Genomic DNA, 11,336 nt, shown 5'->3' with positions numbered 1-11,336 from the left:
ACCTCCCGTAAGGAGAGATCGGATTGGGGACAAAGTTGGTTTCCTGAAAGTCTAGAAGGGGGCGTCGTCTGTCGTTTCAGACTCGGACGGTGGAACAGGTTCTGCTGGTTCCGGTCTGTCCGACGTAACGATGTCACGCACTGCCGCCGTTGCCGATTCTAGTGAGGCGATCGCGTTGGTGTAGTCCAGTCCTTCTTCTAGCTGGGTCCGAAGCTCTGCGATCGTGGATTCTAGAGGCGAAATCGCTTCGCTCACTGCACTCTTGATGACAGCGACCGCCTCTTCTTTTTCGGCTGCGATCGTGGATTTGAGTTCTTCAATCTTGCTATCGAATTCAGCTTGAGTAGCCATGATTAACTCCTTGACTTGTTTAAGGGTGGGAATATCGGCAGAGCCAAAATAGATACGAATCATTAGGCGATTTCCGGATACGACAACCTACCATGACTTGAGACAAATCGTCAGCGTCTTAGACGATCGTGAACTCAAAATAGCCCTGCTCTGGATACGTCTGAATTCGCTCAGAACTGAAAGTCACCTTAATCTCAGCAAAGTATTTTCCAGGCGTTGAGGTGTCCGCTTTGGTCCACTCGTAGAACAAGATTCCATCTGACGGATTTTCGACGATCAGGGACCGTGCAACCTGCTGTGCTCGACTGTTGCGCCAATACAGCAACTTGACCGAAACCGCTTCGGTTAGATTTGTCGGTATTTTCTTCTTGTCAGCAACCTCGAACAGGTGAAAGCGGATTGGCTTCAGATGGTCGCCCTGTTTGAGATGCAGGATTCCAGGATTCACGGTGCCTCCGGCTTGAGCAAACGAGAGAACTAACACACTCAGTTGATATAGCGATTCCAGTTGATCGAGGGCGAATGACGACTGCAATCGAGCGATGGTTGATGACATCTCTAGCTGAGCCGCGATCGTCAGCGTTGCACCACCGTTGATCGTGTGCGCTTCAGCAGCGCTATAGGTGACTTGATCTAGGAAGGCGTTACTGCTAAAAGTTGCCACCGGTTACTCTTAATTAGTCGTTCAAGATGCCAATCTCTGGATTTCTGCTGCAAGTCCAGAGTCATCAATTAATTCGGCTTTAGATTTCAGTGGCATAGCCACCACTCCCTTACGCTCCATTCGCGCCCAGGCGATTCGCTCCTCTGGGGTATCGAGCATCGGGGTGTGAATCTCGGTATCTTGATCCTGCTTAAGGCGATGAATTCGCGCCGATCTCTGGCTATACGCCTTCTCGGTTTGCGGCACATCAAAATGCACTAGAAATTTGCCGCGTGTCAGGTTCAGTCCGGTCTGGCAGGCGTCCGTCACCACTAGTACGTCGTACTCTGCCGCATCTTGCCCAGATGGATTAAATTTGATTCGTTCTGCGGACTTCTGTTGGGCGTTCATTGAGCCATCAATTAAACCCACCCGCAGTCCTTCTTTTCTCATCGCATCCCGCAGCATCTCCGCCGCCTGCGAGGACGAGCTAAACACTACGCCTGCTTTGCCGTCCGATTTAATTTTCTGCTTGCAGAGTTGTACTGCGTGTTGAGCTTTCGGGTTTTGGTCGTAGGGAACCCGATGATAGAGACGCCATAAAGCGGTTTGTTTGAGGGCACCGATCGCCCGCACCTGCCCCCCGATCGACGCTTGTTTCTGTTCATCGCTCATCTTGCCCCACGTATCTTCAGAGGCGAGCCGGTCGATCGCTGCCCGCACCTCCGGCTCCCTCCAGGCGTCGTTGAACTGCTCAGTATCCAGCATCGACACGGACTGCTCTTTCAGCTCGTTCGATCGCCGACTGAAGTAGTCGGAGACGATGCGAGTGTCTTCTAAAATGCGTTGCCGTTCGGCTGCCTGATGGCTAGAAGGTGCAATCTTCGGCTGCAACTCGCGCATCTTGAGGGTGCGACCTGACTTATCCTGCGGCTTAGTGGATGCGGCAAAGGAGTAGGGAGCGATCGCCCGTTGCAGCGCTCGTCGAGATGTTGGCGTCTTGGCTCCATACTCTGCTAGGAACTTGCGCTCGTCGTTAAACTTGTCTGGAGCGACGGAGTGGAGAAAGTTATGCAACTCGCTCAGGTCGTTTTTAATTGAGTCGCCGGTGGCTTGCAGGTAGTATGCCGAGTGGTGCCCGAGGGCATTGAGCGCAAGCGATCGCTTGGAGGGATCGACTCCTTTTCGCGATGTAATGTCGTGCGCCTCGTCAACTGCCAGCATCAGGCTTTTTGGGTCGATACCTTCTGCTAGTAGCGATCGCTGGATTAAGTCCTGCCGCTCCTGTTCAGAGTAGCCCTTCTGCCCCTCACCCGGATCTTGGCGAAACGCTTCGGGCGATATGCCGTGATGCTTCTCAACCAGGTGCAAAAGGTCGTTGGCGAGTGATTCACGTGTCGTGATATGGATGTGGGTATCTGAATCAGTCAGCGCGTTTAACCGCTGCTCTCGTGACCAGCCAAGATTCGCGTTGTAGTTGTACTTCCCCGGTTCTAGGAAGGTAACGGCTTCTCCGACGAACTGCCCGACGATCGAGCTTGGGACAGCCACGATCATTTTCTTGACCTTGTTTTGGCTGTGGAGATGGGTGAAAGCACCGAGCATGATCGAACTTTTTCCAGATCCAGCGCCGAAGTGGATGCCGACCTTCTTCTGCGATTCCAGGAATTTCAGCGCCCGCTGTTTGGTTGCGTGAGCGGTACCAGCAGACCAGTTGACCTCCGGGTAGATGTCCACTGCGGAGTTAAGCTGCTCAAAGTTGGGAATCACAGACTGCATTGCTTCCCGCAGCTGGGATTCTGCCGCACTTCCAATCGATGATCGGGTGACATCCGTTTTTGCCGTTGAGCTTCCTGTATCCGCTGCCAGCAGTGAGATCTGGCGGTTATCGCCTTTGATTGCCTCGTATTTTGCCAACCATTCAGCATCAAGCTCAGTAGCAAACCTCCCCTTAACGCGGCTCCGCACCTTGGCAACATCTGACTGCTCACGATTCCGCATGAACTCCAGCATCTCATTCCGCTCTCGCTCAGGGAGCTTTGCCAGCAGCAGGCGATCGACGTGAGCGAGATTCTCACCCCCTAGCAACAGTGGCTTGCCCGCGATCGCGCCGTAAGCATTGGCAAACCGATGCAGAAACTTCCCGCGCAGGTGGTCCTGAACAGCAGCATACGCCTTCTCGTCACCGCCCATCAGCTTAGAGAATTCTTGCCACTGGCTCAACTCAGGCGCATCTGAAGTGGCGCCGATCGCCTCTGCCGCCGAAATCCTGTTACCGAATAAATCAAACTGCTCCTCCGCCACTTCTGACGCGACCTGCAGATCAGCTTTCTGGGGAGGCTCCCGAAGTTCCTGCCCCAGCACCGCGGTAATCGCGTAAGTTCTGAGCCATTTGCGCTCCTGAGGAGTGGGCTTGTCTTTGAAGATCAATCGCGCCATCGGCATAGCAGCGAGAGTGCGGTGACCTGCCTCGATCGCCGAATCCGAATCGAGCGTTTGGGCATGGAGCGCCTGTAAATCATCGGTCTGCCGCGCGCGTCGCTGATTTGCCGCTTCAGCATCTCCCAACGATTGGAACGCCTCAACAATGGCGCGATCGCTGATTCGGTCACCACCTGCCAGCTCTTTCACCAATCCCGACGCCAACTCCTGAACTCGAAGCGCCGAGTCGCCGTAAGGGTCTAGACCCTGCTGAAGGTAGAACTCTGGAGATCTGACGTCTTGCATGACCTCTAGCGGGTTCTCGCCGTTGGCAACCCGCGCCCCGATATACGATCGGAGACTGGCAGAGATTTCCCCGTCGTCAACCTCTGGTGCAGGCTCAAACAGGGAGGCAGGCTGAGCCAGTTTCTCTAGCGCCTCGAATCGGGTGTCGAACTGGATTGCCTCGGTTGTTGCATCAGTAAAGGTGGACTTGGCGCGATAGGCGAATCCGGCTGGAACAAAGAAGTCTTCGTCGAACTCACCGCGCTTGATGGCGATCGCTCGGTTGTACGCTTCGGTGTCCTCAGGGTTGTAGCCCACCGCCAGTTTCTCCATACCGGTTGGTTTCACCTGAAGCGTCTTGCCGTCGGGAGAGTCAAACAGATGGAAGTCCTCTGCGGTCAATCCAAACGCCTCAAAAATTCCTGCCTGCGAGGTTTCCGACTTTTCCCCACCCCATAGCTGCGGAATCAGATCTGCCACTGCCTGGATACGATCATTACCTGCGAATCGGAGCGTCTTGGGCTGTGCTTCCAATGCAGCCACCATTGCGGCAGAAGCCTGGAGTTGGCCGATCGTGTTACCCAACGTCGCCTGAATTTCGGCATGGAGCGTTGTGGCGTCATAGTTCAAAGTATCCATTTGGATCTGTTGCTCTGGGGTCAGAGTACCGCCCGTTTGCGCCTCCAACTCCAGCATTGAATGGTGCAGCGTTTTCAGTCGCTCCAGAAGCGGCTGTACCTTATCAGTCGTTGCTTTGGCAATCCGCGTACTGGTTTGGGCGTGGTAGATCGCTTGCGCTTCCGCGACCCGTTCGTACTCGGATGGGGACAGCGCCTGACGGATTTGGTAGGCGACCACCTTCGCCGCTTCGTTGTGACCCAGGGCGTCAATTAGCGATCGGCTGACCGGATTCTGTTTCAGTACGTCCGAAGCGATTTCGGCAAGCTTGGCATAACCGCCAATTGCGACGTGTTGGCGCAGGGCAGAACCGTCCCCTGCCTCATCGAACAGCGCTAGAAAATTGCTGTTAGTAACGGCATCCTCAAGCGTTTTGGCGTCGGACTCCAGCTGATCAAGAACCGCTTGATTGCTAACAGCTTCCACCGGACCGACATCCACGCTGCCACGGAGAGCGTCCCACGCCTGTCCCCGTTCGATTGCGCGTTCTGCGGCTTTCTGGTTGCGATCGAGGGTTTTGCGCTCGTGGGACAAGTGGGCGATCTCAGTGGCAATTTCGGGCTTGAATTCAAACCCCTCCGGCAGACGTTCATCGCTAGCGGCTTTAACCCACTGCGACGGGTCATAGAAAGAGTCGTGCTGAGTGCGATCGCCCCCATGCTCCTGCTCTCGCTCTAGTACGTTGCGGACGTGCTCTCGTGCAGCCGCGTCCCAGCTGTCGTAGACGTTGCCCCCGTCCAAACTGCGGCTTAGCCACTGACCGTTAGGCAACTGTACTAGTGACGCTAGTTCAGTCCCGTCATCACTACAGGCGCTGTGAGTTTTTTTCTCGATCAGTGGATTACCCGCCTCTCCGGTTAGCGGCACATCCCCCGATCGAGCGGCAGCCCGCGCTTCATGATCGGTCGCCAGCTTATGCTCGTAGGCGCGATGGATTTGCTTGACGCGATCAACGGCTTCACGGGTGAGTTGCTTCCACTGCTCCACCTGTTCTGGGTCAGAGGGTACTTGGCTGAGAGCCTTGCGGTGAGCCTCGGTGAGCCCGTGTTCGATACCCTGACGATCGAGAGCATCCAACGTCGTCGCCGCATTCTTGTGTTTTTCAGTGGTGTGATACTCTTTTGCCTGCTGTTTGTCGCCTGCCTCCTGCTCCCGTTCTGTCTCCGTTTGAGCCTCAACGCGCTCCCGTTCTTTTTGCTTGCGTTTTTGGGCCCGTTCACGGGCAGACTGCTTCCACTCCTCGGGCGATCGGAGGTTGCGAAGCCGCAAATAGTTGAGCTTGCCGCCCGCGCCACCAATCACATGCGCGGAGCCATCAGGACGTTCCTGAATCAGGATCGGAACGCCCTTACCCTCACCGTGAGGGTGAATCGTGATCCAACGACTGTTAGGAGGCAGCTTTGCCGCCTTCTTCTGGAGGGTTTGACTGTAGCGACAGCGATGAACCGTCCGCGCACCCCGCAGAATTGTCACGGTCTGATCAGCTTCAAACCGCAGACAATCGCCATGACGAATCTTAAATTTTGGCTTCAGCGCGATCGTCCCTGCCATCAGCGAACCTGGTACTTCTGAAGAGATTTAATGTCCACGGGCTCAATGCCGCCAAAGAACTTCTTGGGCATGTTTGCTAGGTACAGGCGCTTCGCTTCCTGCTGCACCCAACAACCGATGATGTATTTGTACTCGTCCAGCTCGCCCGTTTCTGGGTTGATCTGCTTGACGCGAAACACCTCACGACTGGCAAGGTCAGGACCGATGTACACGTCGATCGCCATCCCGTCTTCGGCATCTCCGTAACTACCGCGAATGTGCCCGTACCCTGCTGTGATGGCTCGTCCGTGCCGCTGGTCGCCTGGGTCATGGGACACGCCAATTCGCATTTTGTGCCAGTGCATGACGCGCCGAACCGGATCGTTTGACTTGACAAGACGATCGCCGCGCAGATAGTACGTATTTCCTAGCAGGTCAAACTTTAGCAAGACAGCACCTGATTGATTACGGGCAGCGCCTGTCCCAACGGGAGTATCACTACCTGCTGAAACTGCTGTCGCTCGCGATCGGGTAGCGACAGCAAATAGAGATCAGCAATGAACTGAAGTTCCTGAGTCGTCAGAGAGCGCATGTACTAAACCCTTTGAACTAGGTTTCGATAAGGGAGCCAAAGGATGGGGAGCCAGCACAATGCAGCCTCGATCGTTGGTTGCCCCGTTTTCGGGTTCATCCCGGTCAGCGCCTCGATCTTCGGCTGCTTACTAAGTTCCTCGAACAGAAACCGCCCGCAAACCAGCGCGAGTGACTGTGAGTCGCGTCCAGGAAGCGCGAAGCTGATCGGCACCCTCAACAGCCACACAACTTTTTGGGTGCGATGGAACCGATAGAACATCTCTACCACATGCGTAGAGCCGCTACCGCTGCTCGTAGCGCTCCACTCATCCTCGCGCCAAAAGTCTTTAAGGAAAGTTTTTGTGCAGGGTATGAATGCTTTCCAGATCTCAAGATGCTTTGGATATCGCGTCTCTGCAAATATCGCTTGCAGCGCCATTCTGCACTCCGGTAGAACGGGGAAAAAAGTAGTTTCCTCAATCTTCGTCCGTCGGATGCGAACGGTGTGGGTGAGCGATCTCGTTGCGGGTAGGCAGCCTGTTGCATAAAAGATCCAAGGGGTAGGCGGTGGCAGCACCAGACTGAACGGTGCTGTAGATGGGACTTGAGACATGGAAACCTTTTAGCCGTCGTTTTTATCCCGTCCAAAGAACCATGCAACACCGAGCGCCGTCCCACCCGTCGAGAGGGCGACGAGAAGCTGGATGGCACTCTCGATCGAGGGGTTTAGATGGTATTCGGTGTCACCCAATTTCCCGCGCAGCGAGAAACTAGACACCAGTAGCACCGCGATAAAAGCGTACAAACCAATGCGTAAAGCTTGCGTGCGAGACAACGGTTGAGAGTTCTGTTTTTTATGAGCGACAGAAGCCAGCACGATCGTCTCAGACTCGCCCTGCCGTTCGTACAGCGCTCTGATTTCTGTTCGGAGTTCAGCAAGCTCTGTTCGGAGTTCAGAGGCTTCTGTTCGGAGTTTAGTGATCTCCGCTATCAATTCATCGTTCAAAGTAGTAGCTCCACTAGGCGCTGTTGGCACGATCGAGCAATTCCAGGTACCGCCGCGTCAATTTCCAAACATTGGAAATTGGGCAGTCCTGCCGGAGTAAATGCAACCCGATAATCCTCTGCCATGCATTCAGCAATCGTCCGCCGATTGCCCCAAATCGCCACCCCTCGCCCCGCCAGCAGATTCATGTAGACAGATGGAGGGTTGCCGCCGTTCATCAAGCCGAATTTGCGATCGACTAGAATTGCGCCTGCATACCGCTTGATCAGCATCTCAAGCCACCATTCAGGCGTCATCTGAGCGCACAACGCTAGCAACTCCAGTGCCGTATCTGGAGAAAGCGCACCGGAGCGCACTGCAACTCGCAAGCGATCGGATAACTGGCGCGCCAACGATGCGATCGCGCTGAGTGGATCATGCGGGCACAAATGGACCACGCCATCCGAGGGCAGACAAAACGCATGTACCATCCCCGTCAAGAAGTCAGGTTTTCCAGGCGACAGACACACCTGAATCTCTTCCAGGTTCACGCCATCCGCCCGACAGCGTTCAATAGCGCGCCGAACTAAACCGCGATCGAGCGGTGGAGCCGAGCTGCGGACAAGTCGAGAGCCGTTGAGGTGAGACTGACTGCACAGCGTCGCGCGACGTGAGACAGAAACTGATTTGGTGAGCGAGTTGCCAACAGACGCCAAGTCGAGAATCAGGTGGTCTGGCTCCGGCTGCATTGAGATGACCTGATACGGTCCCGGATGAGAGGCAAGAACACCCAGCACAAGCAGATTATCGGGATTGCGAATCATCAGGGCTGTCGGACGATCGCCCGCATGTTGGAGCACGCCCTGCACGCCATTGGCATCCAGCACCGTGTCTAAATCGGTTGTCAGATTGAAGTCGAGTGATTCAAAGTCTGACTCATTAATCAACTGCTCAGGAGTGATGTCTACCCGCAGTCTTAGCTGTGGAGCCGTGTCGGAGAGGGCGACTGGGAAGTAGACGCCTTTTCCAAAGGCACCGTCTACTAGCGGAAATGAGGGAGGAATGAAGGAGTGGGGAGTGGGTTGAGGTGCAGGATTAAGCTTCGAGATCGGGGGCGGGATCAGATTTTCGGGCACACCCTCTCCCACGGATAACGACTTTTGCAGGCGTTGCAGGTGGATCTGAATTTCCTCAGGCGACCAATCGCCTTCAAACTCGATCGTGGGCACAGGCTATACGTGCTCTAATTTTCTGGACTTTCGCTGAGCTTCTGTAGACACCCTCGTCAACGTTCCAAAACTCAGGGTGCCAAGACTCGCCTGCGGCATCCAATGATTGTCGTTATACCCCTCAAGGCTCAAGCCAAATTCGCTGATACGGACTGTCCACAGCAGTCCAAAGCTTTGATCCTCGAGCAGATCTCCTGCTGTTACAGACAGTCTCAGAAGTTCCTCTAGCAAGGTTGGTGATTCTTTATGCCAATCCAAGCCAGGATCTCTCCCGATTACTCTTAGCCCCGGTAGCGCAATAAAATAACAAGTCCAGTAAGGGACAATAGCGGGGTGATTCGAGCCTTTCAACTCACACCCTGAGTGCTGTCTAATAATCTTCCAGACGCGGTTTAAGCTGTCAACACACAGTGCCCCGTCTAAATCCTGTCTGCCGCCAACAATTGACGCGATCGAGTCTTCGCGCTCTATTGCTCCCATGCCAACCCCACAACTAATAGTTAAAGATGATTCGTTTAGTAGATTTCTGCATAGCCTGCGGAAGTTGAGGCATTGCAGGTTGATCGCCCACAGCAGGTTGGGCACCCGGAGGCTGATAGCCCTGCGGAGCGTTGAGCGGTTGATCGCCCCAGTCCACAGGCTTTCTGCCGCCCCACCTCTGCCGGAATTCGTTTTGAGTGATGACCCCGGACTGCAACTCTTGAAGCGATCGCTGATAGTCAAGCTGCTCCTGCGGCGTGTTGGATTGCACAAAGGCAAACTCCACGTCATCCCAACCACAGATCGACTGAATCACATTGAAAGTGTGAGTCTGCGACACCTTTCGTAGCAAAGGAGCCACCCCTTTGTTTTGGCTCAGGTTCTCCTGCGTCTCAGCAATTCCGCTGCCAATCCCTCCAGCAATTTGCTCGGTGAAGCCGATTTGGGAAGGCGTGACGCGGTACATCATGCACACACGGTTGATGCACAGCTGCAATAACTCGCGGTATTGCATGTCTCGATTAGAAACCTGCGACATCGGAATCATTTCAAACACTTTCTGGGCAGAACCGTCTGGCGCACGATTGGCGCGAACCGCATGAATGTTGTGCGGGTTGTCTGCGGATGTCGATCGCAACTGCGACATTATTTTGGTGAACTCCGCCTGACTGACTCCTAAAACTGCCAGCAGCGCGGGAGGGATGTTGTTTTTGCCAAACACATCTGCGTTGTATTTTCCTGCACTAAGGTCGGTCGCGATCGTTATGTAGGCAGTCTCGATCGGTGACAAGCCGTACGCCTGCCAGCTGCAAGGATTCAGCATCAGGTACGCCAGATCCTCTGGCTGATAAGGCTGATTGTGCAGCACGTTGTAACTCTGCCAGTAGGTGACAGGGATGCCGTGATCGTCAGTTTCAATCTCGATCGTGTCTCCTGCCACACCGCCGATTTCAATAGGCAAACGTCCGCCATCGGGATAGTCTGCTGTAATAATTTCGTAGCCAGCAGCGTCGAAGATCAGCAGGTCGCGCAGTAAGCGCCGGTGGAACGTGTCGAGGTCCTCGTAAGTGTTAGGTCTACGAAAAAAAGTTTTCAGCCATGCGATTCTCTGTTGCTGATCCTTGTATTCGTCAGGGCGGCGTTCCTTCAGCCATCCTGTTCGATCCTCGTCGATCGGGCGAATCGTCCAATTGACGGCAGAGAAGAACTCGATCAACGTATCGACACAAGCCCTCACCAGTTCGCTGCGGATGTATATTGCCCGCAGCAACTCCACTGACAAAAAACCCTCTCGCGGTTGGGCACGTCCTGAGAGGGTGGCAAAGCTATTGGGTAAAGTTCGCCTGCGTCGTGGCTGCGACTCGTCGTAGATCGCTTTCAGAAGTCGGCGAGCCTGACGCAGCGACATATCGGGGTCTGGGCTGTGAACCAGCTTGTTTAGCTGCCAGCTATTTAATTGCTGCATTAATTTCCAACTATTGGAAACAGGCTAGTCTTCATCGTCACCTCTGATTAAAGCCTGCCATTGATCGGTGAACGCTTGAACGATCGCATGGTCTCTGGGGTCGTCAATGCCCACAAACGGAAATTGCGGAGTTGGGACCTCCGCATCATGCGAGTAAAACAAATAGAGCGCGATCGCTTTTAAGTCTTCGGTTGCATCAGCCCGCTGCTTGAGGCGAGTCAGCGCGGCGAGGGCAGTTTTGTACTGTTGAGTTTCGCCAAGGCGCACGGCAATCTACCTTTAGTTTGGCACAGGTGCGAAGGACAGTCCAGAAGCAGTTGCCGAATCTGCCTCACTGTAGATCAGAGTGATTTGGACGCAGAACATTCCAGGAAAGCTGGTTGATCGACCTTCCCTGAAGCTGATTGCAGTTTTGTAGATTTTGTCGGACTGCATCAACTCCAGGAATCGACACCCGATCTCCTGCTTAAGCTCGCGTTTTATATCGGCGCAAATTCTTGTTCGCTGATAGTCTTCGGGGACTACCTCGATTTGACAGTACAGATATTGCGCTCTGCCGAATTCAAACTGCTCTTTGCGGTGCTCCGCAACGATCGCCAAGTCCTCTGGATGGCTAGGTACCCATGCCCAAAACCCACTAGGTAATTGTCGAACCACCAATTGATGTTCCACGAATGGAACAGAAGAGGGAGGCTT

The 11,336-nt window shown here is 54.4% G+C and carries 11 protein-coding genes; all 11 read right to left on the bottom strand.

What is annotated here, in order from left to right; translation table 11 throughout:
* Positions 1-51: 51 nt before the first annotated feature.
* On the bottom strand, positions 52-414 hold the full coding sequence (locus H6F43_RS03830) for a hypothetical protein (protein ID WP_190340825.1): 363 nt from the start codon (positions 412-414) through the stop codon (positions 52-54).
* A gap of 55 nt (positions 415-469) precedes the next feature.
* Entirely contained in the window at positions 470-1,015 is a 546-nt protein-coding gene (locus H6F43_RS03825; protein ID WP_190340823.1) for a BppU family phage baseplate upper protein, read from the bottom strand.
* A gap of 21 nt (positions 1,016-1,036) precedes the next feature.
* A complete protein-coding gene (locus H6F43_RS03820) occupies positions 1,037-5,929 on the bottom strand; it encodes a DEAD/DEAH box helicase (RefSeq protein ID WP_190340821.1) in 4,893 nt (1,630 codons plus the stop codon).
* Complete coding sequence (locus H6F43_RS03815) at positions 5,929-6,357, bottom strand: hypothetical protein (RefSeq protein WP_190340819.1); 429 nt, start codon at positions 6,355-6,357, stop codon at positions 5,929-5,931. The genes H6F43_RS03820 and H6F43_RS03815 overlap by 1 nt, the downstream gene beginning before the upstream one ends.
* Positions 6,351-6,500: a hypothetical protein gene (locus H6F43_RS03810; RefSeq protein ID WP_190340817.1), complete on the bottom strand. Its 150-nt coding sequence runs from the start codon at positions 6,498-6,500 to the stop codon at positions 6,351-6,353. The genes H6F43_RS03815 and H6F43_RS03810 overlap by 7 nt, the downstream gene beginning before the upstream one ends.
* A 3-nt stretch (positions 6,501-6,503) precedes the next feature.
* Complete coding sequence (locus H6F43_RS03805; RefSeq protein WP_190340816.1) at positions 6,504-7,094, bottom strand: hypothetical protein; 591 nt, start codon at positions 7,092-7,094, stop codon at positions 6,504-6,506.
* 9 nt (positions 7,095-7,103) lie between these two features.
* Complete coding sequence (locus H6F43_RS03800) at positions 7,104-7,487, bottom strand: hypothetical protein (protein ID WP_190340814.1); 384 nt, start codon at positions 7,485-7,487, stop codon at positions 7,104-7,106.
* On the bottom strand, positions 7,484-8,695 hold the full coding sequence (locus H6F43_RS03795) for a hypothetical protein (protein WP_190340812.1): 1,212 nt from the start codon (positions 8,693-8,695) through the stop codon (positions 7,484-7,486). The genes H6F43_RS03800 and H6F43_RS03795 overlap by 4 nt, the downstream gene beginning before the upstream one ends.
* Positions 8,696-9,188: 493 nt before the next feature.
* The gene (locus tag H6F43_RS03790) at positions 9,189-10,640 is read right to left on the bottom strand and encodes a phage portal protein (RefSeq protein WP_190340810.1); all 1,452 of its coding nucleotides are present in this window, start codon (positions 10,638-10,640) and stop codon (positions 9,189-9,191) included.
* Positions 10,641-10,664: 24 nt separating this feature from the next.
* Positions 10,665-10,907, bottom strand: coding sequence for a hypothetical protein (locus H6F43_RS03785; protein WP_190340808.1), 243 nt, complete (start codon positions 10,905-10,907; stop codon positions 10,665-10,667).
* Between the two features lie 12 nt (positions 10,908-10,919).
* The gene (locus H6F43_RS03780) at positions 10,920-11,297 is read right to left on the bottom strand and encodes a hypothetical protein (RefSeq protein WP_190340805.1); all 378 of its coding nucleotides are present in this window, start codon (positions 11,295-11,297) and stop codon (positions 10,920-10,922) included.
* Between the last annotated feature and the right edge of the window lie 39 nt (positions 11,298-11,336).

Source organism: Leptolyngbya sp. FACHB-36 (genome assembly GCF_014695955.1).
In the GTDB taxonomy this organism is placed as follows: Bacteria; Cyanobacteriota; Cyanobacteriia; order Leptolyngbyales; family Leptolyngbyaceae; genus FACHB-36.
The sequence above is the reverse complement of the archived record's forward strand: the minus strand, read 5'-3'. Positions and strand labels throughout refer to the sequence as shown.